Here is a 25,076-nt window from a genome sequence, read left to right on the forward strand (position 1 = left end):
CCTGGTCAGCCGGAATTCAGAAATCAAGTATACCCCAGCATTTTGTTCTCCGTCAGATGCTGGCGCGTTTCTGCCGTGCCGTATTCGTATATTTTCCGGTACAGCTTGTTCAGGCTCTCCGTGTACTGCGAATTGACATCATCCTCCGGCGTATCCGGCCATGGAAACGTATAGGCCAGGAAGGAGTCTTCGGCATGCTCCTGCATATCCTCCATCATCTGCTGCACTTCCCTGGCCTGTCCCACCGTGCAGTACATTACCAGCTCATAAGGAGCGGCGCCCTGTTCGGCAAGAACGCTTCTGCCGTGTACCGATACATAAAAATGCTGCTTATCCATGTCACATTACTCTCCTTTGTAAAGATCATAGAAATTTATAAGTTTTCAGCGAAGCTGAACCATTCCATGATCGCAAGAAAAACATCCGCTAAATGCGGCCTGCCTGCTGTAGAAGTACGTCGACAGACACGTTTTTCTTACACTGCCTTTCCTATAGTTTTCGTTAAAGGACAGACATTTTATGCCCCGATTCGGCATATAACTGTATCACTTTGGCAAACAGAAAGGACAGCGAGTGGACAAACGACAAAGAGAGGATGACCCATCATGTGCGGAATAACCGGTTTTATACAATGGAGCGGCGACTTAACCCAGGATTCGCAGATCCTTGTCAAAATGACAGAAACGATGTCGGATCGCGGACCGGACGCTTCGGGAACATGGATCTCCAATCCATGCGCCTTCGGCCACCGCCGTCTGAGCGTCATTGACCCCGAAAACGGCGCACAGCCCATGATCGTTCATGATGATGATGATGTGTATGCGATTTGTTATAACGGGGAGCTATATAACGCGGCCGAGCTGCGGAGCGAATTGGTCAAAAGAGGACATCACTTCCGGACCCATTGCGATACGGAAGTTCTTTTGGTTTCATACATCGAATGGGGGCCGGCCTGCGTGGACCGGTTCAACGGCATTTTTGCCTTTGCCATCTGGGACAGCGTCCGGGAGCAGGTGTTTATGGCTCGGGACCGCCTGGGCGTCAAGCCCCTGTTTTACGCCTACATCGACGGCACTTTAATATTCGGCTCCGAACCCAAAGCGCTGCTGCAGCATCCCAAGATGGAGCCCGTGGTCGGCCCGGAAGGACTGGCCGAAGTGTTCATTATCGGCCCGGCGCGGACGCCGGGACAGGGCGTCTATAAAGACATGAAGGAGCTGCGGGCAGGGCACGCGATGATCTTCAGCCGCGACGGGCTGCGCAGTTACGCCTACTGGCGTCTGGACAGCCACATCCACGAAGACAGCGTGGAGGAAACGGCGGCCAAGCTGCGCGAACTGCTGCAGGATACGCTGGAGCGGCAGCTCGTTTCGGACGTTCCGGTCTGCACGCTGCTGTCCGGAGGGCTGGATTCCAGCGCCCTGACGGCCCTTGCCGTTCAGTATTATAACCGGACCAACCAAGGGCAGGTCCACACCTACTCCGTCGATTACGTCGGCAATGATAAGCATTTCAAATCGCATGCCTTCCAGCCGGGAGCCGACGCTCCGTTTATCCAGCGGATGGTGGAGGAACTCGGGACACAGCACCATTACATCGAATTTGATACCCCCGAGCTCGTGGAATCGCTGAACGCCTCCACCCTGACCCGGGACCTGCCCGGCATGGCGGACGTGGACGGCTCGCTCTACTTATTTTGCCGTGAGATCAAAAAAGGGGCGACGGTAGCCGTCTCCGGCGAAGCGGCCGACGAAATTTTCGGCGGCTATCCCTGGTTTCACCGCGAGGAAATGCTGAATTCCGGCACGTTCCCTTGGTCGGTCGCACCCGACATGAGGGCCAGCCTGCTGTCTCCCGAAATCCGCGAATGGATCCGTCCGCTGGATTACCTGGGCGATCGTTACGCCGATGCGGTACGGGAAGTTCCCAAGCTGCGCGGCGAGACCGGCCAGCAGGCCAAAATGCGGGTCATGTCCTACCTGAACATCACCCGTTTCATGCCGACGCTGCTGGACCGCAAGGACCGCATGAGCATGGGCGTCGGTCTCGAAGTACGCGTGCCTTATTGTGATCACCGGCTGGTCCAGTACGTATGGAATATCCCTTGGGAAATCAAAATGACCGGCGGTCGGGAAAAAGGCATTCTACGCAAGGCACTGGAAGGCGTGCTGCCGGACGACGTGCTCTACCGCAAGAAGAGCCCGTATCCGAAAACCCACAATCCGGACTTCCTTGCCGCCGTCAAGCAGCAGATGCTCGACATTCTGGACGATCCGTCTGCCCCGATCCTGCCGCTGATCGACAAGAACAAAATTCTCGAGATCGCCGCTTCCCCTGAGGCGTCCTCGAATCTGCCATGGTTCGGCCAGCTGATGTCGGGGCCGCAGCTGTTTGCTTACCTGGCCCAGGTCAACAACTGGTTGAAAACCTACAACGTGGCCATTCGTTAATGTAAAATGAACATGCAAAAAGGGTATCCGACAGGCTCTAGTCAGCCGGATACCCTTCTGTTTGTTCACCGCGGTGCATGCGTGCTTCATCTAGCCCACGTTAACCTGCCGAGCGCTTTTTCCGACAGATTCCCCTTTGATCAGCGTGACGTAGATGCGCTCATGCTCCACTTCCTCACCGGATAAAATTTTGATCAGCTGCTCCGACGCCAGCGCCCCCCATTTCCGTTTGGAGTAGTTGATGGTCGCCAGACGCGGCTGCATGTAGCTCGTCAGCTCAATATTATCGAAGCCGATCAAATGCACATGCTCCCCGACCCGATAATCGGTCTCCGCCAGCCGGTTGCAAAAACCGATGGCCATTTCGTCATTGAGGCAGAACACGGCCGCCGGGCCGGTATACTCACCTATGACCTGTTCGGCGGCGCGTTCCCCTCCGCTTTTCTTGAAGTCGCCGGGGATCTCGATCCACTCCACATCTTCCGTGCGGTCCGCTACCATTTTGACCGCCTTCATGCGCTGAATGGAGTCAAACGAGTCATCAGGCCCCGTCACGATGTAAATCTTCTTGTGGCCCTGCTCGACCAAAAATTCGGTGGCCAGCGTAGCCCCTGCCTTATTATCCAGCAGCACCTGATTGATGTTGGGATGCTCGAGCTCCCGGTCCAGCACGACGATTTTGTGGTTCCGCTCAGCATATTTGAGCAGCTCCGCGTTCGTAAACGCATGGTCCAGAATAATGGCCCCATCGATCATCCGCTCCGGAAGCATCCGGTGGGCCTGCTTGCCGCTGCATACGATCAGGTCGTAGCCCTGGGCGTTGCAGACCTCCTTCATCCCGTCGAGCAGGTCGCCATACACGTCCCCCTTAAAATCCGTCAGAAATACCCCGATGATCCGGGACTCCCGCTTCTTCAGCGATCTCGCGGCCGCGTTCGGCACATAGTTCAGTTCCTTGGCGATCGCCAAAATTTTCGAGCGGGTTTCATCCGTCACCTTGCTGCTGCCGTTCAGGGCATATGATACCGTCGATATGGAAACCCCGGCTTTTTTAGCGATATCCTTAATACTAACCAATGTTCCTCGCTCCCCCGTATCAAACCATTGCTAGGTCCAAAATTATCCATATTCCAGTTCTCATGGAAAAGGGCGATCCGTGAAGATCGCCTTAAACTGCTACATAAAAATCTCAACCACATTGTGGCCGTCCGGCTTCATTCCCTGCTCAAACACGTCCTTCGAAATCCGCAGTCCGCCCTCGCGGTACGGATTGCTCACCGCCGAAGCTTCCAGCTCCCGGCCGTTCAGCTTCACGCGGCGCTCGCCGGTGCCGTTCAAATGGTAAATGAAGGCCACGTCTTGACCGTCGTAACGGAAGTCGAAGCGCATGCCGTCCAGCACCTTCGGCAGCACCGGATCCACGATGAGGTCCTGCTGCTCCTGGCGGATGCCCAGCGCGTTCGAGATCAGCTGATTCATGTAGATCCCCGGGCCGCTGGAGTAAATACGCCATCCGCCCTTCACCTGCACGCTGCCGCTGCGCAGCTCATCAAAATGCGCCTGCGCGTCATAACGCGTGTTGAACTTGCCGTCGGAGCTGCTGAAATAGGCGTTGCTTTGACGCAGCTCGGCATTCGGCACGACATTGCGGATGCCGACCGGGTTGATCACGTTCAGGCCGTTCCATACATCATCGGCATGCCCGAGCTTCGCCATCGCTTCAATGAAGCGGATATGGGCGTGAACATACTGCAGGCCCACTTCGCGCCCGAAGTTCGACGCCTGCTCCGCCCGTTTGAAGTGCGTGCTGACGCCGCCGGCATACTGGGCCGGACGGTTCATGAGACGGACGCCATCCGGGAAGAAGAGCTTCTCTTTGATCAGCTCATAATGCGCCTTCGCGCGATCCGGATCCAGCAGCTCTGCAATCATGCTCCGGGTCATCGGCAGCAGGCGGTACTGAATGCCTGTTTCCTTGTCGGTCGGATGGAGCATCAGCTTCACCTCGTCCGGATTCTCCATATAGAGGAACCCAGGAATGACTTCCGTTCCGAGCATGTATTTTTCGTAATCACGCTTGATTCCCTGCGCCATATCATGAAGCTCCGAAGCCAATTCCGGCTTGGCGGATTTCAGGGCGCCTGAGAGCTGTGTCATCGTCTGGTACGTCAGGGCGACGGTCCAGCTGCTGACCATGTACTGCTTCAGCTGGGCGTTGGCCGGCTGCAGCGTATCGTCCCAATCTCCATCCCCATAAGAGGACAGATGGGTATCATGCAGGAAGTGGCTGCGAATGTAACCGATCTCCTTGTACACGTGATCCAGAATCGTGGCGGTTTCTTCGGTAAAATGGAACTTGTGCTTGACCGTATACGGAACCTTTTCCTCGAGAATGCCGAAGTCTTCGGTCGCCCGCAGGTAATCGCTGAGCACCTTCAGCGGCCATACGATGATATCCCCGTGGCTCTCCTCCTGCTGGACGGTAAAGTAGTTGTCGAACATGAACCACTGCGGCCAGTTGCCGTCGTCTTCGTACTGGTGGGAATACACCATTGTCAGAATGTCGCGCACCTGTTCGAATTTTTGCGTCGCCATAAAGTACTCGGTCGGCCCCTGGCAGACGTCACGCGTTCCCCAAGCCGCGCCTCCGTACTGTTCCAAGCCATGCGGCACCGAATAATGAACCAGCATATTATGGGTGTACCACCAGGCCAGCGCATTCACTTTGAAAAAGTCCTTGCCTTCTGTGCCATCCCCGCCGGTTAAGCGGAATCCGTTCATCACGTCCCGGAAGAACTCCCGGTACTTCGCGATTTCATTGTCTGCGCTTCGGTTAGCCTCAGGAAGGTCTTCCCCGTCCAGCAGCCCCTGCATCGTCAAAGTCCATTCCGAGGCAGCATCCAGCTTGAGCGTCACTACCGACGCTTCCCCAGCCTGAATGCCGCTTGCGAGTGCCGTTTCATCGCTAACAGCCGCCTTGGCGCCGTCGATCCGCATGGTATATTTCAGGTGCGGATAGGCTTCCTTCCGGAGTGCATCCTGGGCGCCGTGGAACGTCAGCACACCCGCCGATTCCGTCATGCGGACCGGTGCTTCGAACTCGTTGACGTCCATGGTGACCTGGCTGGTCACCAGGAATTCATACGCTTTGCCGCTCTCCGAGCGCACATGAAGGCGTACTTCAGGCACATCCGCCGCCGCGAAATTGGTGATTACCAGCATGTCATCCGCCGTTTTGTAATACCAGCGCACGTAGTTGAAGCCGATCTCGAACAGGGACGGCATCGTCAGGAGACGGTACACACCCTCGATGTTTACGTATATCCGCTGTCCCGCCGTTTTCGGCACGTTCAAGGCGCTGCGGGCATTGCTCATCATTTTGTTGAAGTTGGTATTGCCCACCACCAGATGGGAGTTGAAAATGCCGTACATATAAGAAGTCGTCGTCACGACTTTGGCGCCCAGCTTGACGCTGCCGCCGCTCATCAGAATATGCCCGTGCGGACGCTCCACCCGCAGCTCCTTCTCCTTCAGCACGACATGCTCATAGGTGTCGGTAAAGAACGCAAGAAGCTGTCCGTTCTCGGTTTCCTCCTCCTGTCTTCCGGCTGCCGGGAAAAGGGCTTCGAGCTCCTCCCCGGTAAGCGGCAGGGTGCGCAGCGGTTCGCCGATCTCCGGATTCAGGCGGACCCGCGGCAGTTCGTGCAGCGTACCGGCCGCAGCGGCCAGATTTGCCTGCACCTGATCCCAGGCTTTCAGCACCTCGTCCTTGAATTCCAGCTCGGTTACCGCAGCCGCATGATCCGGCTTGAACAAGCCGTAGAACACGAAGCGTGCTTCCCCGTCCAGCGTTACCGCTTCGGACTGAAGCGCCGTGTAGGCGAACTCGTATTGATAAACCTCGTTCGCCAATTGAGGCTGGCTGAGGCATGCCGGCACGTTCGTTTCTTTATAAGACAGGCCGAAGAACTGGAAGCCGTCCGTAGAGAACCCCGCGGCACGCGTCAGCGAACCCTGCTGTATGTAAGGGAACGCTCCGCCCTGCGGCTGGTTCTGGCGCGAGCACACCACATAGCCGTGGTCTTTGTCTTCGAATACGGTATGGTCGATGTATTGGGACAGGTACGCCTCGTTGCTGCGAACGGCGCCCGGATCCGCGTCCCCGATATCCTGGCCGTAAATGACGTCGACCTTGAGGCTATGCCCGGTCGCCCGGACGTCCCAGAACCATACGCCGAGCGGGCTGAGCGCAAACGTTACGCTGTACGCTACCCCTTCGGCTTCGCCTGTCCAGACGATGCGTCCTTCGCCTATGCTGACCCGGCTGTCCGAACGGATGCCGAGCAGCGGGTAGAAGCGGATAGCGGAATCGTCATGGATGCGAAGATACAGGTTATTTAAAGCCCCGTCGAGCGGGCTGCTCATCAGCTGGTTGATCATCGTCTTGCCGCTGACGGCTTGGAACAGGTCGCCGCTTTCCCAGAACGTAAAGGACAGATCGCCGGCCTGGACGTGAAGCTTGGAATTCGTAATGGTTGTCATAGTTGTTCATCCTCCTATCCCGGAAGCCGGCCGGAACCTGTCCGGTACGGCTTCGAGGCAGCTTTTACAGTATTTTTCATCCTGCATCGTCTTGTTGGTCAGCTCTCTCCAAGGCCATGCGCTGTTCTTTGTGTATGCGCATGGCCGTCTGTTCATCTAAACCAGCCGGAACGACTCAGCAAGGGTGTCCCGGCTGTTCGGACCGACAAACACCTGGAACGTTCCCGGATCGCTGGCTTGCGTAAGGTCGGAATGATGATAACGAAGCTGTTCCTCCGTGATCGTAAAGACCGCATCCGCGCTTTCCCCGGGAGCAAGCTCGAAACGTACGAAGCCTTTCAGCTCGCGCATCGGACGGACCACTTCACCGGCCACGTCGCGGATATACAGCTGAACCGTTTCGATGCCTGTGCGATCCCCGGTGTTCGTTACGTTCACGCTGACCTGAAGCGGCTGATTGGCCGTTATCTCGTTTCCGGACAATTTCAGCTCGCCGTATTCAAACGTCGTATAGGATAGGCCGTATCCGAACGGAAGCAGCGGATCATTCGGACTGTCGATATATTTGGACACATACCGCTCTTCCGTTTTGTCCGGATTCATCGGACGGCCGGTATTGTAATGGTTATAATAGACCGGAATTTGTCCCACCGAATGCGGGAAGGACATCGTCAGCCGGGCCGAAGGATTCACGCGCCCGATCAGAATGTCGGAGATCGCGGCTCCGCCTTCGCTGCCCGGGAACCAGGCTTCCAGGACGGCGTCCGCTTCGTCAATGATGCCGTGCAGGTCCAGCGGGCGGCCGTTGAAGATCACCGCAGCCATCGGCTTGCCCATCTTCTTCAGCTGCCGCACCAGCTCCAGCTGGGCTTCCGGCAAGCGGATGTTCGTGCGGGATCCGCCCTCCCCGCTCATGGCCGAATCTTCGCCAAGGGCGAGCACGATCACGTCCACGTCTTGAGCCGCGGCGATGGCAGCATCAATCTGCGATTGCTCCACGCTTACGACGCCGGAGCCTTCGGCAATGACCAGCTGTCCCTCAGCCAGCCGCTCCTGCAGCGCGGTTCCCAGCTTCACGGCGTCTTCCTTCACGCCGACGCAGGACCACCAGCCGAGGATGTCGTCGCTCTGGGCGAACGGCCCAATCAGGGCAACCTTCTTCCCAGGCGCAAGCGGCAGCAGGCCGCCTTCGTTTTTCAGCAGTACGCTCGACTTGGTTGCCAGCTCGTAAGAAACGTTTCGATGTTCCTGACAGAACAGCACTTCGCGCTCACGCTCCGGATCGGCTCCTCTCAGCGGATTGTCGAACAACCCGAGCTTGTCTTTCAGCCGCATTATCCGCAGCACCGCTTCGTCGACCAAGGCTTCGTCCACGCGTCCGCTCTCGATGAGGTCCGGCAGATGCTGTACGTAACAAGGTGTCATCATCTCGATATCCACGCCGGCCCGGATCGCTCGGTAAGCGGCCTCGCCATCGTCCTCCGCCGCGCCGTGCGCGATCATTTCGCGGATCGACGCCCAGTCCGAAATCAGGACGCCGTCAAAACCCCACTCATCGCGGAGGATGCCGCGCATCAGCTTCTCATTGCCGGTAGCCGGAATGCCGTCCACGGTATTGAACGACGTCATGACCATCTCGCAGCCTTCGTCCAGTGCCGCTTTATAGGCCGGCAGATACTGCTCCCGCAGATTGCGTTCCGACATGTTGACCGTGTTGTAGTCGCGTCCCCCTTCAGGAGCGCCATATGCGGCGAAGTGCTTCACGCAGGCAGCCAGCCGCTCCGGCTCTTCCTTCAGGCTCCCGCCTTGATAGCCGCGGACAAAAGCCCGGGCAAACAGGCTGTTCAGGTACGGATCTTCGCCGGTCGTCTCCATGACGCGTCCCCACCGCGGATCGCGCACCAGATCGACCATGGGGGCGAACGTTACATGAATACCGGATACCGCCGACTCTCTCGCGGCAATTTCGGCACTCTTTTCAGCCAGCTCCGTATCCCAGGAGCATCCGATCGCCAGCGGGATCGGAAAGATCGTTTTGAAGCCATGCACCACGTCGGCCATAAACATCAGCGGAATGCCGAGCCGGCTTTTGCTTAAATATGATTTCTGCACGTCGATGACCGACTGTGCTCCCGATAACCCTAGAACAGAACCGCTGGCGGTCACCATCGATTCGGTGATCCCCATTTCCTCAAGCGGTCCGGTAATTTGGCTTTCGCCGCCTTCATGAAAATTGGCGGTCAGCTGGAGCAGCTGCGCGATCTTCTCCTCCAGCGTCATCTGATGTAACAGCTCGGTTAACTGCAGGTTGTCCATTCCATTCCCTCCACAACAAAGTCGTATGATGATCCAGGCCTTCCGGACACGAATGGTCCGGCTCTTTCAGACCCTTTCTCCTTTCTCAGGAGCTTGCACAAAACCTGGCCGACAAGGGCAGCAAGGATGAAACCCATCCTTGGCGCTTATCTTTTGTGCAAATTCCTCATGAAGAAAAGCGTCTATCGATGTACATTTGCATTCTTTAAGCGTTATAAGAAACGATGTCTCCTCCCTGTGGCCAGGCCGGCCTATATATAATAGAAGAAATCCGGCCCGGCACCACTGTGGAAGAGAAGAACCCGGCTGCATCAAAATGTGCTGCACACCGGGTTCCTTAGACTCGGACTGCGTATAACGCTCAGTTCTTATCCTTATTTCAGAACGATCTGTTACTTGGCAAATTTGCTGTTCAGTTCATCCAGAACCGGTTGAACGAGAGACTGCTTGCTTTGTACCCACTTCTTCCAGTTTGCTTCCAGATCGCCGCCTTGCAGAATTAGGTTCGCATACTCGTTCTGGTAATCGAAGGATGCCTGGCTCTTCGCTTTGGAATCGTACAGCTGCACATCCCAGTCGTAAGTTGCCAGCTTGCCGCCTTCGCTGCCCAGTTTCGCTTTCTCTTTAAACAGCTCAACGGCGCGGTCACGGTATTCCTTCTTGATCGCTGGGTTCACGATACTGAAGTCGTCGCCCAAAATGTACAATCCTTCAAAACGTGCCGGATATTTGTCTTCCAGGGTCGTTCCTTCCGGAAGCAGGCTGACCGGCTCTTTGTTCTCATCGTACTTCCAATCCTTGCCCTCAAAGCCCATGTTCAGGAGCATTTGTCCTTCTTTGGTCGTCGAGTAATCGATAATATCCATGATGCGTTCGAACTTCTCTTTGCTGATGTTCGGCGAGAAGATCAGCGCAGACCAGAAGTTCGGCTGCTCCAGGTTGCGGTATTTGCCGTCGTCACCCAGAACGATCGCCGTATGGACGAGGTCGTCGCTGCTTACGCCCAGGTTCTTCTGCATGTTCTTGTCCATGTCTTGTCTGTACGAAGCCAGACCGCCCAGGGACATCATCGCGGCAACGCCTTTAACTCTGAAGTTGTCGCTGCCTTCGTTGTTTTTCCAGGTGTAGAATTCCGGATTAAGCAGGCCTTCTTTGTACGCTTTCTGCATCAGTTTCAGACCGGTCAGCGTCTCCGGATCGGCTGGTCCCCAATGGAACTTGCCGTCCTCTCCTTTGTAGAACGCCGATTCCACGCGGGAGTGCTCACTGTTGGCCATGATGATGTTGGTCAAAGCGTCATCCGCTGTGTATGAGATCGGAACGAGCTTGGAGCCCAGCTTCCCTGGGTCTTTCTCTTTGACCAGTTCCGCATAATGAATCAGTTCGCTTGTGGTGTAAGCATCCTTCAGTTCAAACCCGACAGCTTTGGCCCAGTCTTTGCGGATCGCAATGACGCCGATTTGGTTCACAAGCGGATCGGCCGGTTTGTTCTGGTAGTACACCGGTTTCGGCAGAATGTAAGTACCGCCTGTCAGCTCTTCCAGCTTGTCGCCGAGGCCGGTCAGCTTGTAGGCTGCCGCTACGTTCGGCCAGCGCTCTTTCCAGTCATCCGGGAATTTGTAGAGCAGTCCTTGATCGACATAGTTCATGAAATCGCCGTGCACGTAGTTCCAGCTGGCCACGTCAGGCAGGTCGCCAGAGTTGATCCACAGGCGGAGTTTTTCCGGCCAGGAATCCCACTGTACGTAGTTGTAATCCCACTCGACGTTGAATTTGTCCATCCAGTACTTGTGGAACTCGTTGTCGAGCACACCGTCTTTGACTTCCGTGGTCTGCGCGACGGAAATTTTTAATTTGTCCTTGTAGTTCCCGTCCGCGTCTTTTTCGTTGCCGCCGGATGATGCCGTGTCTTTCCCGCAGGCAGTCACCGTCAGCATCACCGCCGACAGCGCAACGGCCAGAAGCGGTTTGAACAGCTTTTTGGTGTTCATGTTTTTTCCCCTCTTTTGATCAGATTTTTTGTGGTAAAAAAAATCTATTGTGTAATCAGGTCTTGATAGCCCCTGTTAACACCCCTTTGGCGAAGTGCTTTTGCAGCATCGGGAAGAAGCACATGATCGGCACCATCGATACGAAGACCGAAGCCATCTTCATTCCCGTGGAAAAACCAGATTTGTTCAGGGCGTCCACGCTGGCTGCATTCGAAACGTTTGTCGACGATTCGACGATAATGGTCCGCAGGACGTTTTGCAGCGGAAGCATTTCCGCTTTTCGCAGGAAGATCATCGCATCATACCATCCGTTCCAGAAGGCCACGCCATAGAACAGCGTAATGGTCGCCATAATCGGCGCCGCGAGCGGAAGGACGACGGAGAACAAGATGCGCCATTCGCCCGCCCCGTCGAGCCTCGCGGATTCCATCAAGGACTCCGGCAGGCCCTGGAAGTAGTTCATCATCAGGATCATATTGAAGGCACTGAAGCTTCCTACCAGGATGACAGACCACAGGGAACCGGTGAGGTGCAGCGATTTCATGACCAGGTACAGCGGCACAATCCCGCCATTAAAGATCATGGTGAACAGGACGAGGAAGAAGATAAACTTTTTCCCCGGGAACTTGTTGCGGCTGAGGCCGTAAGCCATCGTGCTCGTCAGGAACAAGCTCAGCGGCAGGCCGACCACCAGAATTTTAATGGTGTTCCAGAAGCCCGTCAGCAGCCTGCCGTCCTCGAACAGCGCACGGTAGGCGTCCAGCGTCGGATGCTTCGGCCACAGCATCATCGGATTATCGGCATACTCCTTCTGTGAGGCGAGCGAAATCGCGATCACGTTCAGGAACGGAATCAAAATAATTAAAGCCAACACAATCAGCACGATAAACATGATGTAATCGAGAAGCGTCATTTTACCGACCCGGTATTTATGCCGTTTCTCAGCATGCGTACTCATCTCTCTAACACTCCTTTCCTAACGGAACAATCCGTCTCCGCCCATCAGTTTGGCCACGCGGTCCGCAGCAAGCAGCAGAATCATGTTCACGAGCGAACGGAACAAGCTGACCGCTGTCGAGAACGAGAAGTCCGTCGAGGACTGGAACGTGATCCGGTAAATGTACACGTCGAGCACCTGGGACACGTTCTGCGTCGCCGCATTCGCCAAGTTGAAAATCTGATCGAAGCCGGCGGACATCAGGCCGCCCACGTTCAGGATGAACATGACCGTGACGGTCGGCAAAATGTTCGGCAGCGTAATTTTGAAAATTTGCTGCATCCGCGAAGCGCCGTCGATCTGCGCCGATTCGTATTGGTCCTGGTCGATCCCCGAGATAGCCGCCAGGAAGATGATGGCCCCCCATCCGGTGGATTTCCAGATGTCTGTCAAAATCAGCATCGGCAGGAACATGGGCTCGGAGCCGAGGAAGTTGATCGTCGGAAGTCCAAGAAGCTGCAGCGCGCTGTTCAGCAGGCCGTCATAGGAAAGGACGTTGATCACGATCCCTGAAACTATGATCCACGACAGGAACTGCGGAAACGTAAAGATCGTCTGGAACAGCTTCTTCGTCTTCCGCATGCGGAGCTCGTTCAGCAGGAGCGCCAGCAGAATCGGGAACGGGAAGGTGATGATCAGCTTGATAATGTTGATGTACAGTGTTCTCCACACCGCTTGGGCAAACGTCGGGTCGCGGAATACATACTTGAAGTTCTCCAGGCCGACCCAAGGGCTGCCCCAAATTCCCATGTTGGCTTTGTAATACTTAAACGCGAGCGACAAGCCGCCCATCGGCAGATAAGCAAACAGGATCAGCCAGATGATGCCGGGAATAAGCAGCGTATACGTCATCCGGTGCTTCCAAATTTCCGTAAACAGATTACCGGTTTTGGAACGCCCCTTTGCATTTTTGTTCGGCCCTAAGGCTGCGGGTTTCAATTGGCATCTCCTCACTATTCTTGGGTCTTGTCTTCAAACAGAAAATCAAAAGCGGTCTTTAAATGCTCTTCCCAAAAGAGCCAGTCATGCGTTCCCGGTCCCTCAACATACCGGAAATCGAACGGGCTGTTCTCCATGCTGGCGGCAAACTGCCGGTTCATTTCTACGAACGGATCCTCCGATCCGCAGCAGCACAGCACCGGCGGCAGCCTTCGGCCCTCTTCGATCAATTTCGCGGACAGCGCATACACATCCTGATCCGGCTTCACCTCAAGCCCCGGTCCGAAGACGGCCTGCATCTCCCTGCGCATCCCTTCCGGCATCGCCGGGTCGTTCAGACGCTGACGGATGTCGGTCACTCCCGAGAAAGATACTGCTTTGGCGTATCGCTCCGGGTAGGTGAGCGCGCATTTGAGCGCTCCGTAGCCGCCCATCGACAATCCCGCCACAAACGTTCTTTCGGGATCGGTATTCAAATGCAGCAGGCGCCCGCACAGCTCGGGTAGCTCCTCCGTGATGTAGTGAAAATAGTCCAGCCCGTAAACCATGTCGGTATAAAAGCTTCGTCCTGCTTCCGGCATGATCACTGTACAGCCGTGCCTCGCCGCGAACATTTCCACGGTCGTCAGGCGGTGCCAGGTGCTGGCGTTGTCCCCCGCTCCGTGCAGAAGATACAACGTGCTTGAAGTGGGGACGCCGGTATCCACCGGAGAGATCACATGGATGCTGGTCGTCATCCGCAGCGTTGGCGAGCCGGTATCGATCGTTAGATGCGCCATATGTAACCCCTTTCATTTCAGTTCGACTGCTCTATCGTGTTGTCCGCCTTAGTCAGCAGCAGCCCCCTTTCGGGAAGCCGGCCCGGCTGAGCCGATAACGGACAGTTTCGGCCCGTCATTGGTTCTTCTGATCGCCGATTGCGTTCCCGCCTAAGCAAGATCCGATTCAGCCTCATCGGGCGTTATCGGTAGCTGCCGCAGGAGCGTCAAAAGCGATGAAAGCGATTTTTTCGAATCGTTTCGATTAACATCATAAGCCCGTTGTCTAAACCTGTCAACAACCTTTTTTACAAAGGCCCAGCGAACTGTATTTTTGTGCAAATCCCTGATCTCACTTACGTTAATGCGACAAAATCCCTATCTGATGACGAATAGTAACCGCTTACAAAATGGAGTTGACAAGATAAAGTAATCTGTAATAATCTCAAGATTAACGAGTCAATGTGGAAACGTTTCTATAGATTTCATCCTATTCCTGACGGCCGTAGCGGAACGGCACATGCTGTAACCCGTTTCAGCCATAGGGATCAAGCGGAAGGAAGGCTTAACGATGACATTTCAAATCGGCGGTTTTGTCGATAACGCAGGCTGCAGGAAACTGAACGTCTTATCGGTCCGGGTGCTGCAAAATGGGCAGCTGCTGGGGCTCTGGGACCGGGATGGCGACGCCCGCCGGCTTCAGCATTCGGTCAGCAAGTCTTTTACATGCATGGCGGTCGGACTTGCCATCGCCGAAGGAAAGCTGACACTGGATGCACGGTTAAACGATTTTTTTCCGGACTATGGAAAATCGGTGAAGGATTCGCCCTATCCACCGGGAGAGCTGACCCTCGGTCATCTGCTCCGGATGGCTTCCGGCCACGATGCCCCGCCGCTCTGGGCGGAAGAGCGGGAAACGCTGCAGGAGAAAGATTGGGCCAAATACTATATGTCCCTGCCCTTGGACCGGATGCCCGGAGAGATCTTCACGTACAGCAGCGGCGATACGTTTATGATCTCGGCCATGGTTCAGGCAGCCGTCGGGGAGACGGTGCGCGATTATTTGGTGCCGCGGCTGTTCGAGCCGCTCGGCATCCAGGATGTCCGATGGGACACGTCGCCGCTCGGCGTCACGCTCGGCTGCACTGGGCTGTGGATCAGCTGCGAAGAGCTGAGCCGGTTCGGCCAGATGCTGCTGCAGAAGGGGCGGTGGCAGGGCGTCCAACTGATCCCGGAGGCATGGATCGGCGAGGTTACGCGGAAGCAAATCGACACGCCGGGAACGGCGGACTGGGGTGCGGGTTACGGCGGCCAATTCTGGATGTGCACGCACGGAGCGTACCGCGCCGACGGCATGCGTGGACAGTTCTGCGTCGTCATCCCGGACAAAGAGGCCGTGATCGCCATCAACAGTGACGAGGATGATATGCAGGGCATTCTCGACGCCGTCTGGGCGGATATTTTGCCCCAGCTCTAAACGTGTTACATTTTCGTGACATGTCAGAAAATACAACAAAACGGTGCTTCCTCCTAGGCGAGGAGAGCACCGTTTTTGCTTGCTTGGGGATGAGGAATCTGGACCTTTCATATCTGTCATTCCCTTAAGAAATGACCCCTTTGGACAAAATCAGGTTGCCGTACAACGCACGTTCTCCGGTCGCCACGACCGCATAGGCTTTCTTCGCGCGTTCATAAAATTCGAAACGTTCCAATTCGGTGAACTTGATGTCTTCCCCTTCCGTCTCATGCACGATCTTGCGGTATACTTCCCACACCGGCGTTTCCACCGGATCTCCCGGCACCACCTGCATCAGCATGACGGGGTACTCCACGTACCTGTTCAGGGGCAGCAGTTCAAGCGCAGCCTGGAGCAGCTCGGGAATGCCGTGGCCGTCCGCCCGAACCAGCCGCTTGGCCAGACTGGCGGAAGGGAAATTTCCGTCGGCGAATACGATCTCGTCCCCGTGCCCCATTTCGCTTAATATTTTCAACAGCTCAGGAGACAGCAATGCAGAAATTCCTTTCAACATGACAAAAACCTCCTATTATGTTCCCACTCGGGGTGTCCTGAACATAATACGACACGCGGAAGGAATATCCTTCCTTAAATAAATTTTACAATCGCATGAAGCTCCGGGATGCAACGCTGTTGTATAATAGTGGAAAATGACCCCTAACACGAAACGGAGGATTTGTCGTCCATGAAAAAGACCTGGCTGCTCGGCTTCGGATTTTTCAGCATCAGCATTACCTGGGCGCTGTACAATGCGTTTGTTCCGTTTTTCCTCGATCCGTATCTGAAGAGCGCCGCGTGGATCGGCTTCATGATGACCATCGACAACTATTTCGCCCTGTTCCTGCAGCCATGGATCGGCAACCGGAGCGACCGGACCGTCTCCCGTTTCGGCAAGCGGATGCCCTACCTGCTTATCGGCATGCCGCTCGCTGCCCTGTTCGTCATCCTGATCCCCTTTCACACCAGCCTGCTGACGCTGGTCCTGTTCATGATGCTGATGAACCTGGCAATGAGCCTCTACCGCTCGCCAACGATCGCGCTCATGCCGGACATCACGCCGGAAGGGAAACGGACCAAAGCCAACGGCGTCATCAACTTCATGGGCGGCGTAGGCGGCATTCTTGCGTTTGCCGGCGGATCGCTGCTGTACAACCAGAACCGCTCCTTCCCGTTTATCGCCGCGGCGGTCATCACCCTGCTGTCGCTGTGGATTCTGTACCGCTTCGTCCCCGTTCGGGGAAGCGGTTCCACACCTTCCTCCGCGCCGCAGGAAGGAAGCCGGATCAAGCTGCGCGGCGAGCTGGACCGGACGACGGTGCTGCTGCTGATCGCCATCTTTTTCTGGTTCGTCGGGTATCAGGGCGTCGAATCGTTGTTTACGCTTTACGGCAAGCATCATATGGGGCTGCAGGAAAGCGCCGCATCCTTCTCCCTGACCTTCTTTTCGCTGTTCTTCGTCCTGTTTGCCATCCCGAGCGGCTGGCTCGGCAACCGTTACGGGAAGAAGAAGATCATCCTGACGGGCGTCGCCGGCCTGTTTCTCGTGTTCGCGGCCGTTCCGTTCATCGGGACCGTAGGACCGCTCCGCGTGCTGCTTGCCCTCGGCGGCATCTTCTGGGCGTGCATCAATATTAACTCCTATCCGTTCATCGTATCGACCGGAAGCGAAGCGAGCATCGGAACCCGAACCGGACTGTATTACCTCGTGTCCTCTCTGGCGGCGATCACCTCGCCGCCGCTGCTCGGGCTGATCATCGACCAGTTCGGCTACGCCTCCTTGTTTGTCGTCGCGTCGGCCAGCCTGCTGATCGCCCTGCTGTTCCTGACGATGGTTCGCCATGACGGTAAAACGGCCGGCGCAGGGTCCGAGACATCGACGCTAAACAGATAACCAGATGGGCGTATTACAAAAAAACATCCGCGGCTGACGAAGCCAAACGGATGTTTTTTTGCTATATGCGAATTGCCAATGCCTGCTACACCAGCAGGTCGGCGACCACCGGAAAATGGTCGGACGGCATTTTGCCATGGCGGTGGTCGGTGATCACGCCAAAATTGCGCACCCGTACCCCGCCGGTCACGAAAATAAAATCGATGGCGCTCTCGAACTCGAGACCATGCTCCTCGCCCGAGTTCAAATACGCAGGGAACAGCCGCGCGGCCGTTTCCCGGGAGTCAAAGCCCTGGAAGGTGAATGCCGGGCCGAAATGGCGGTAATCCGCGCTGACCGCCGCATCACGCAGCAGAGCCCCGCCCTCTTCTTCGCCGCAGAGGATGCGGTAGGCTTCCGAATCGCTGGTGACGTTGAAATCCCCGGTCAGCACCGCGGCGCCGCTTTCCACCAAGTCCCGGATCCGGCTTTTGATCAAATGCGCGCTCTGCTTGACCGCCTCCACCCCGATGTGGTCAAAATGAGTGTTCAGATGGATAAATTCTTTTCCCGTATATGTATCTTTGAACCGGCACCAGGTTACCATCCGGGTGCAGGCTGCGTCCCAGCCCAATTTGCCCGGCTTCTCCGGCTCTTCGGACAGCCAGAAATGTCCATGCTCCAGCGGCTCCAGCCGCTGCTTCAGGTAAAAGATGCAGGCGTATTCGCCGTCCTGCTTCCCGTCCTCCCGTCCGGCTCCGATCCAGCCGTACTCCGGCAGACGCTCTTCCAGATCCGTCAGCTGGTTATGCAGCACCTCCTGCATGCCGACCAAGTCGGCGCGGTGGAAGCGGACGATTCCAGCAACCAGGTCCCGCCGGCTGTTCCATGTATTCTCGCCTTCCTTGTCATAGTCGTTTTTGATGTTATACGACATGAACCGGAGCTCCATCTCCGGTTTAGCTGTGTTGCTCACATCAACACCTCATTTCTCAAAGTTTGCGCACGCCCATTCTACCATAATCCGCCGGAAAGCGATCACAAAATTTGGTTAAAGGCACGATCCCCTTCAGACGGGTCACAGCTGTGATATGATCGTGCTCTGCTTTGTGGGATCTACTATGTGGGACGCCAATACAGGACACGGCGAAAAGGCCGCTCTTTTGGATCCGACAGATCCAAGAGAACAGCCTTTATCGGAAACACGTTATTTATGGGGTCAGCTTGGCCATCAGGCTGCGGAGCGCCGCTCCGCGGTGGCTGATCGCCTGCTTCTCCTCTATCGTCAGCTCAGCCATCGTTTTCCCATAATCGGGAAGATAGAATAGCGGATCGTACCCGAAACCGCCCGAGCCGGCGCGGTCGGCGGTAATCCAGCCCTGAACCGAGCCGGAGGCCTCAATGAAGCCGCCCGTTGCCGGATCATACAGGATCAGCGTACAGACAAAGCTCGCCGGGCTGAGCAGCGAATCCTGAACGTCCGCGCCCATCTTTTTGTCCTCCAGCATTTGCAGCAGCTTCTCGTTGTTCTGCTCATCCGTGGCATGCTCACCCGCAAACCGGGCGGAGTACACGCCCGGACGGCCTTCCAGCTCGTCAACGCATAAGCCGGAATCGTCGGCCAGCACTGGAAGCCCGAGGGCATCGCCTACGGTTTTGGCTTTCTTCAGCGCATTCTGCGCAAACGTGCTCCCGTCCTCTACTACATCCGGGATGCCAGGATAGTCGAACATGCTTTTCACCTGTTTGCCCAGCGGGGCGAAGGCATGCTCAAACTCCTTGACCTTCCCTTTGTTCTTCGTCGCCACAATAATCGTATCGCCCGCCGGAATCATGCTAGGCCTCTCTTCCGGCTTGTCCCGAGCCGATCATCAGCGCAATGGGGCCAAGGGCTTCCTTCTGCTTGGTGATCAGCTCGCGGATGCCCTGCTCTCCAAGCTTCAGGAGCTCATCAAGCTCCTGCCGCGTGAACGGGCTTTCCTCGCCGGTTCCCTGCAGCTCGACGAACGCGCCGCTGCCGGTCATGACGAGGTTCATGTCCACCTTCGCCTTCGAATCTTCCTCATAATTCAGATCGAGCAGCGGCTCTTCACCGACCACCCCGACGCTGACCGAAGCCAGAAAGTCGCTGATCGGGAACACCGGCAGCTTGTGCTGCTGGGCGATTTTGTTGATCGCAATGGCCATCGCCACAAACGATCCGGTAATCGACGTCGTGCGCGTACCTCCGTCTGCCTGAATGACGTCGCAATCCAGCGTGATAGTCCGCTCGCCCAGCGCCTGCAAATTCACAACGGAGCGTAGCGCTCTGCCGATCAGCCGCTGAATTTCCATCGTACGTCCGCTGAGTTTGCCGCGCGCGGCTTCCCGCTGGTTGCGGGATTGCGTCGCCCGGGGCAGCATCGAATACTCCGCCGTTACCCAGCCTTTCCCCTGTCCTTTCAAAAAAGGAGGAACCTTTTCGTCCACCGTGGCGGTGCAAAGGACTTTGGTGTCCCCCATTTCAATGAACACGGAGCCTTCCGCGTACTTGTTTACGTTCACTGTCAAATTCATCGGCCTAAGCTGATGGCTGCTGCGTCCGTTTGATCTCATCATTTCTGCCTCCTACTTCGTTCGCATCCTGTTTAAGCAACCTTTATTTTACCAAAATGGAGGGATAAAAACACCCTGAGCTGCCCTTAAAGCGGGATTTCGTTAATATAATCGGGGCGTGTGACCGGCTGGCTGTAGTCCAGATTGTCGGTTCCGACGACCTTGGACTCCCCGTTCAGCTCGATTTTGACCTTTGGATTCCCCGCGTTTTCCGCCACTGTCAGCACGACGGACTGGAGCATTTCGGTCGGTACCGCATCGCCTTCGGCGAACATGTCTTCCTTCAAGGATACCGTTACCGTGCCGTCCTTCTCCTTCTTCACGGACTGCAGCTGCGTCTCGTCGGTCATGACTTGTTCCAGGCCGTCTGTCTCCTGCGGGCCGCGGATCAATTCGGCGAGTGCCGACTGCAGCGCGTCCTGGCCCGGTTTGACAAGCCGCGTTACCGGAACGTAATACTGGATGCCTGCCGGCGATGCCGCCGAGAAGTAAACGGTGACTGGCGACGAATTCGTCAGCGTTGCCCCCTGCCCGACTTCCAGATTGATGCCCATGCTCCGACTGAGCGGCTGATCTAGCGGAGTGCCCCCTACAGGCATTTCCGACAGCTTCTTGCCGTCAACCCACAGCTGGACCTTTTGCACATCCGCATTACCGGTCAGGGTCCAGGCCAGCGATTCGAGAATTTTGCGCTCATCCGGCGCTTTGTATTTCGTGAATGCACTGTTAAACTCGACAACGGCCAGCTTGTTATCCTTGTCCACCGTGACCTTCTTGACCTCGGTTCCTGCAGGCAGGACGCCCGTGAAGCCTTCCGGAATATATTTGGCATAGGCTCCGCCGGAGACGAGCGTTTCCACCGACAGCTGAACCGAAGTTTTATCCTTTACTTCCGGCAGACCGAGGGTGACGGGGGCAAGCATCCCGTTCCCGTCCGCCAAATACACGGTCGTCGGGGTGCCGGTAAGCTCGGCCTTAGCCTTGGCGCCTGTGGTGCCTGTGCCGTCCGACATATTGAGCATCTGCTCCTCGACCGCCTTCGGCGGCGCATCGATGTCTTCCGAAGCCGAATGGGTCCCGAACAAACCGCAGCCGGACAGGATAACGGGAACGGCCAGCAATCCGGCGGCGGAAATGCCGCGAATTTTGTTAAGCTTGGTCATAAGTCTGGTTCCTCCTAATCATTTTGTACAGTTTGTACTACCATGTATACGAGCCCCCTTCCGAAAAAATAACAGCCGGTCCATATTAATTTTATTCAGGCCCCTGCGCCTTCCCTGCTGCTTGAGGATGCGTCAAAATGGGCATAACTGGACAAAGATATACTGCAAAACATACAATCAAATTGCGTGAAGTTACATAATACTTGGATGACGGGGTGACGTAATGAGTGAAGCAAATGAGGCACAGCAAGCAAAAATTCCATACAGCTTAAACAGTAAAAAGGTATCCGAAGCGACGCGGGAATGGCTTCATAACCGGGGCGTGAGGGTGGAGGAGATCGCCGAGCTCGTTATGCTGCTGCAGAAAAAGTACTATCCGAACCTGACGATGGAGGAATGCATCCTGAACGTGGAGAAAGTGCTGAGCAAGCGCGAGGTGCAAAACGCGGTGCTGACCGGCATCCAGCTCGATATGCTGGCCGAGCAGGGCAAACTGCTCTCCCCGCTGCAGGACATGCTGGAAAATGACGAGAGCCTGTATGGCGTCGACGAAGTGCTGGCCTTTTCCATCGTGAACGTATACGGAAGCATCGGCTTTACAAATTACGGGTATATCGATAAGCTCAAGCCCGGCGTGCTGGAGCGCCTGAATGACAAAAGCACCGGGGAAACCCATACGTTCCTTGACGATATCGTCGGCGCGGTCGCCGCGGCGGCCAGCAGCCGGATCGCGCACGGCAAGCAGGCGGAGAAGGAAACGGGCGACGGGCCCGATGAGGTTCGGCTTCCCGAGGATCACTAAAACAACTCTATCATCATAGAGGAGGGCTGATTCGTCAGCCCTTCTCTTGTCATTTGGCGAGGAAAATAACGCAGAAGGTTCGGAGCCGGGACGGATGCAACACTCCGAACGCAAACAAGGACGGCCTCTTGGCCGTCCTTCCTGCTCTTCCTGCCGCTATGTAACGGCGGCTTCATATCGGAAGATGCCGTCATGACCCGGCACCTTCATAACCTGGCCGCGCCGCTCCAGCTCCTGCGTATGCGCCAGCGTCTCGCACATGGCGAAGCGCATCTGGTGAATGCCGAGCCCGGTGCCGAACAGGGCGGCGCACAGCTCGAAGCCGGTCGCCGGCCCTGCCTGAATCCGTCCCAGCACCCGCACCAGCCGCTCTTCATGATGCTGCAGAAGGGCTTCAAGCCGGGCCTCAAAGTGGTCAAACGGATTCCGGTGTCCCGGATAGGCCCGTTTTACCTGGAAGCTCTGCAGCTTCCTGAGCCCGTTCAGAAACGAATGCAGCGGCTCGGGATCGCTTCCGGGCAGCAGGCTGACGTTCGGGGAGATCTGCGGCAGCACCGCATCTCCGCACAGCATGACCCCGCTCTCCTCATGAAGCAGCGACATATGGCCTGGCGCATGGCCCCATGTTTCGATGGGGATCCATCGCCGCCCGCCCATCTCCAGCGGTTCCCCTTCGGTCAGCGGCAGCGCCGAAGGCAGCGGCTCCACCTGCGGGATGAAGCTCTCCAAATGGGCGGGCAGCTGGCTTGTCCACGCCTCGGGCATGCCGTGCTGCCGGAACAATAGCGGCAGGTCGTCATTCATCGTGGATGCCTCGCCCCACATCCGCTGCATTTCCTCCGCCGCCCGCGCGGACATCCGGACCGGGCAGCCCGCCTTTTCCTGGAACCACCCCGACAATCCCAAATGATCGGGATGATGGTGCGTAAGCACGACCGACTCCACGTTCCCGAAAGGGATGCCCAACTCATCCAATACCTTATTCCAGGCAGCTTCATTCTCCGCGGTCCGCGGTCCCGGATCGATCACCGTAACCCCGCCTGAAGGCCCCCGCAGAATATAGCTGTTTACCCAGCGCAAAGGGAATGACATCGCCATCTTTACCTGAATGATGCCGTCTTCATAGTGCGTAATCTCGGGTATATTCAATGCCCCGTCCTTCTTTCATTTATGCTTTCTCTTCCTGCGGGCGCCGTCCCACAAAAATCATCCGCTGTGAGCGCCCCTCGTCATAATCGACTTCCTCATTATAGCCGCCGTACACTTCGTCTGTCATGAGCCCGGCTTCCTGCAGCATTTCCTCCAGCCGGCCGCGCGTGTACAGCTTCACCCGCTCATGATACTCCCGTGTGCCCTTAGTGCCGTGCATATCCGATATGGAGATGTCCTTGATTACAAAATCCCCTTCGATTCGGCGCTTCTCAACGATTCGCTGCCCCTCTTCCTCCCGCTCCGATGCCGGAACCAGATGTCTCCGGACATAAGGGGAGTTCATGAAATCGATAATAAACCACCCTCCGGGTTTCAGCATTCGGCGAATCTCCCGAAGTACTTTGAGCTGCTCCCCGTCCTCGCGGAAGTACCCGAACGACGTAAACAGATTGACGACCGCGTCAAACCCGCCTTCCAGCGGAAGTTCGCGCATATCGGCCTGCCGCCAGTCCACCCGCTCCTTCGTGTCCAGCCTCCGGGCTTCCCGCAGCAGTACGTCGGAGAGGTCAACCCCGGTGACGCGGTAGCCCGCATCCACCAGCGCGAGGGAGTGCCTGCCTGTTCCGCAGCACAAGTCGAGCACCTGCGCCCCTGGCGGCAGGTCCAGCCAGGAGATCATCGTCTTGACCTCCCGGGCTGCCCCTTCGATGTCACGGTGCTTATATACCAGGAGATAATCCTCTCCAAAGCTTTTTTCATACCAATCCTTCATCCTCTGCGTCATCCTCCTGTGTATGTGAGTCGGTTCCATGAATTATTACATTCAAAAAGGACGGTTGAAACCAGCCTGCTGGCAGCCTGTGCCCGCCGTATGCAGTATAGGATTCGACGCGCCATGGGATTGTATGAATCGAGCCGATATCGGACTGGCCAGGTTTACGACTCAGGCATATATTCATGCGACAGGATCGAATACAGCCAGGAGTTCGCAAAGCCTCCTTTATTCGTCGGCATATGCTCGCGGAGATAGCCTTCTTTTTGCATGCCGATCTTCTGCATGACCCGCTCGGACCCGATATTTTCCGGACGGCAGGTCGCATAAATCCGGTGTACTCCCAGCTGCCGGAAGCCGAATTCCAGCATCGCCTTCGCGCATTCCGAAGCATAGCCTTGGCCCCAATGATCCGCATGGAAGCAATAGCCGATTTCTCCGTTCGAGCCCGAGACGTTGATTCCGCAGCCGCCGATCAGCTCCCCGTCCGTTTTGCGGGTTACCGCCCACTCGTAATGGGTCCTGGGCTCTTTCTGCTGCATCGCCTTCATGCCTGCGACATAATCCTTCGTTTCCTCCTCGGTATTCGGACCCCAAAGGGTATAACGGGTAACTTTGGGGTCTGATGCGTACCGGTGCACGCTCTCCCAGTCTTCCGGCACAAACTCGCGGATGACCAGCCTGTTCGTCTCCAGCCTCATTTCATGTCTCCTCCTTCGAACCGCATTGAATGAATTGAATCCAGATTAATCCATCTGCCTTTCGGTGTCGACCCCCTTAAATGAAGAGCATTAGGAAAACTGCCACAGCCGCCATCATTTGCCGAAATATAGCGGAAAATAATGCGGAACCCGGCCCATATTGCGACAAACCTTTCACCAAACTGGTGATATAGTAAATATGCACTAATCATAGTGTTTTAAAAATTGGAGGGATTAGATATGGAACATTTGGAATTGGACATCTTGATGGCTGACGAAGAAGCAGAACAGGAAGAGCAGATCGACGACATCGAAGAAGAAGATGAAGAGGCGGAAGACGAGGAAGAATCCGAATTCGTAGAAGAGGCGGATGAGGACGAAGACGAAGAAGCCGACGATGAAGAAGACGACGAAGAAGCTTAACTGGCAACACAATCCCTTCTCCCAGATACACAGAAGCTAATCCAACAGACCTGTTCAGCGATGAACAGGTTTTTTGATTTCGATCGCAA

Annotated in this window: 21 protein-coding genes; 5 read left to right on the plus strand and 16 right to left on the minus strand. The window is 56.1% G+C overall.

Annotated features, from left to right (window positions below):
- Positions 1-23 precede the first annotated feature (23 nt).
- Complete coding sequence (locus IAE55_RS26260) at positions 24-338, minus strand: hypothetical protein (RefSeq protein WP_076174234.1); 315 nt, start codon at positions 336-338, stop codon at positions 24-26.
- A 267-nt stretch (positions 339-605) separates the two neighbouring features.
- Here IAE55_RS26260 and asnB point away from each other — a divergent pair, with 267 nt between their 5' ends.
- Complete coding sequence (gene asnB / locus IAE55_RS26265) at positions 606-2,450, plus strand: asparagine synthase (glutamine-hydrolyzing) (RefSeq protein WP_145163132.1); 1,845 nt, start codon at positions 606-608, stop codon at positions 2,448-2,450.
- Positions 2,451-2,540: 90 nt separating this feature from the next.
- Here the strand turns inward: asnB and IAE55_RS26270 are convergent, their stop codons facing one another.
- From IAE55_RS26270 to IAE55_RS26300, 7 genes are all read right to left on the minus strand, one after another.
- Positions 2,541-3,527, minus strand: a complete 987-nt coding sequence (locus tag IAE55_RS26270; protein ID WP_200634307.1) for a LacI family DNA-binding transcriptional regulator — start codon at positions 3,525-3,527, stop codon at positions 2,541-2,543.
- A 99-nt stretch (positions 3,528-3,626) separates the two neighbouring features.
- A complete protein-coding gene (locus IAE55_RS26275; RefSeq protein WP_200634308.1) occupies positions 3,627-6,992 on the minus strand; it encodes a GH36-type glycosyl hydrolase domain-containing protein in 3,366 nt (1,121 codons plus the stop codon).
- A 156-nt stretch (positions 6,993-7,148) separates the two neighbouring features.
- Complete coding sequence (locus IAE55_RS26280; protein ID WP_200634309.1) at positions 7,149-9,308, minus strand: glycoside hydrolase family 3 N-terminal domain-containing protein; 2,160 nt, start codon at positions 9,306-9,308, stop codon at positions 7,149-7,151.
- Positions 9,309-9,700: 392 nt separating this feature from the next.
- On the minus strand, positions 9,701-11,299 hold the full coding sequence (locus IAE55_RS26285) for an extracellular solute-binding protein (RefSeq protein ID WP_116234190.1): 1,599 nt from the start codon (positions 11,297-11,299) through the stop codon (positions 9,701-9,703).
- Positions 11,300-11,354: 55 nt separating this feature from the next.
- Positions 11,355-12,257, minus strand: coding sequence for a carbohydrate ABC transporter permease (locus IAE55_RS26290; protein ID WP_076174223.1), 903 nt, complete (start codon positions 12,255-12,257; stop codon positions 11,355-11,357).
- 18 nt (positions 12,258-12,275) lie between these two features.
- On the minus strand, positions 12,276-13,235 hold the full coding sequence (locus tag IAE55_RS26295) for an ABC transporter permease (protein ID WP_200634310.1): 960 nt from the start codon (positions 13,233-13,235) through the stop codon (positions 12,276-12,278).
- A gap of 14 nt (positions 13,236-13,249) precedes the next feature.
- Positions 13,250-14,014, minus strand: a complete 765-nt coding sequence (locus IAE55_RS26300) for an alpha/beta hydrolase (protein WP_200634311.1) — start codon at positions 14,012-14,014, stop codon at positions 13,250-13,252.
- A 550-nt stretch (positions 14,015-14,564) separates the two neighbouring features.
- On the opposite strand from IAE55_RS26300, the gene IAE55_RS26305 reads away from it, so the two are divergent.
- The gene (locus tag IAE55_RS26305; protein ID WP_200634312.1) at positions 14,565-15,470 is read left to right on the plus strand and encodes a serine hydrolase domain-containing protein; all 906 of its coding nucleotides are present in this window, start codon (positions 14,565-14,567) and stop codon (positions 15,468-15,470) included.
- Positions 15,471-15,594: 124 nt separating this feature from the next.
- Here IAE55_RS26305 and fucU read toward each other — a convergent pair whose 3' ends face one another.
- Positions 15,595-16,023 carry an L-fucose mutarotase gene (gene fucU, locus IAE55_RS26310; protein ID WP_076174215.1) on the minus strand — a complete coding sequence of 143 codons (429 nt, stop codon included), beginning with the start codon at positions 16,021-16,023 and terminating at the stop codon, positions 15,595-15,597.
- Between the two features lie 171 nt (positions 16,024-16,194).
- On the opposite strand from fucU, the gene IAE55_RS26315 reads away from it, so the two are divergent.
- A complete protein-coding gene (locus IAE55_RS26315; RefSeq protein ID WP_145163145.1) occupies positions 16,195-17,400 on the plus strand; it encodes an SLC45 family MFS transporter in 1,206 nt (401 codons plus the stop codon).
- An 85-nt stretch (positions 17,401-17,485) separates the two neighbouring features.
- Here IAE55_RS26315 and IAE55_RS26320 read toward each other — a convergent pair whose 3' ends face one another.
- From IAE55_RS26320 to IAE55_RS26335, 4 genes are all read right to left on the minus strand, one after another.
- Positions 17,486-18,355 carry an endonuclease/exonuclease/phosphatase family protein gene (locus IAE55_RS26320; protein WP_325168683.1) on the minus strand — a complete coding sequence of 290 codons (870 nt, stop codon included), beginning with the start codon at positions 18,353-18,355 and terminating at the stop codon, positions 17,486-17,488.
- A 235-nt stretch (positions 18,356-18,590) separates the two neighbouring features.
- On the minus strand, positions 18,591-19,214 hold the full coding sequence (locus IAE55_RS26325; protein ID WP_145163146.1) for an XTP/dITP diphosphatase: 624 nt from the start codon (positions 19,212-19,214) through the stop codon (positions 18,591-18,593).
- 1 nt (position 19,215) lies between these two features.
- Positions 19,216-19,977: a ribonuclease PH gene (gene rph, locus IAE55_RS26330; RefSeq protein WP_313960391.1), complete on the minus strand. Its 762-nt coding sequence runs from the start codon at positions 19,975-19,977 to the stop codon at positions 19,216-19,218.
- Positions 19,978-20,060: 83 nt separating this feature from the next.
- Positions 20,061-21,137 carry a GerMN domain-containing protein gene (locus IAE55_RS26335; protein ID WP_076174208.1) on the minus strand — a complete coding sequence of 359 codons (1,077 nt, stop codon included), beginning with the start codon at positions 21,135-21,137 and terminating at the stop codon, positions 20,061-20,063.
- A 223-nt stretch (positions 21,138-21,360) separates the two neighbouring features.
- Between IAE55_RS26335 and IAE55_RS26340 the strand changes: the two genes are divergently transcribed.
- Entirely contained in the window at positions 21,361-21,939 is a 579-nt protein-coding gene (locus tag IAE55_RS26340; protein WP_145163150.1) for a phosphatidylglycerophosphatase A family protein, read from the plus strand.
- A 156-nt stretch (positions 21,940-22,095) separates the two neighbouring features.
- Here IAE55_RS26340 and IAE55_RS26345 read toward each other — a convergent pair whose 3' ends face one another.
- From IAE55_RS26345 to IAE55_RS26355, 3 genes are all read right to left on the minus strand, one after another.
- Positions 22,096-23,088, minus strand: coding sequence for an MBL fold metallo-hydrolase (locus IAE55_RS26345; protein WP_200634313.1), 993 nt, complete (start codon positions 23,086-23,088; stop codon positions 22,096-22,098).
- Between the two features lie 19 nt (positions 23,089-23,107).
- A complete protein-coding gene (locus tag IAE55_RS26350) occupies positions 23,108-23,863 on the minus strand; it encodes a class I SAM-dependent methyltransferase (protein ID WP_200634314.1) in 756 nt (251 codons plus the stop codon).
- A gap of 164 nt (positions 23,864-24,027) precedes the next feature.
- Positions 24,028-24,564 carry a GNAT family N-acetyltransferase gene (locus tag IAE55_RS26355; protein ID WP_105446121.1) on the minus strand — a complete coding sequence of 179 codons (537 nt, stop codon included), beginning with the start codon at positions 24,562-24,564 and terminating at the stop codon, positions 24,028-24,030.
- A gap of 240 nt (positions 24,565-24,804) precedes the next feature.
- On the opposite strand from IAE55_RS26355, the gene IAE55_RS26360 reads away from it, so the two are divergent.
- On the plus strand, positions 24,805-24,987 hold the full coding sequence (locus tag IAE55_RS26360; protein WP_163881492.1) for a hypothetical protein: 183 nt from the start codon (positions 24,805-24,807) through the stop codon (positions 24,985-24,987).
- The last annotated feature ends 89 nt before the right edge of the window (positions 24,988-25,076 follow it).

The organism is Paenibacillus sp. S28, assembly GCF_016624415.1.
Taxonomy (GTDB): domain Bacteria; phylum Bacillota; class Bacilli; order Paenibacillales; family Paenibacillaceae; genus Paenibacillus_AQ; species Paenibacillus_AQ favisporus.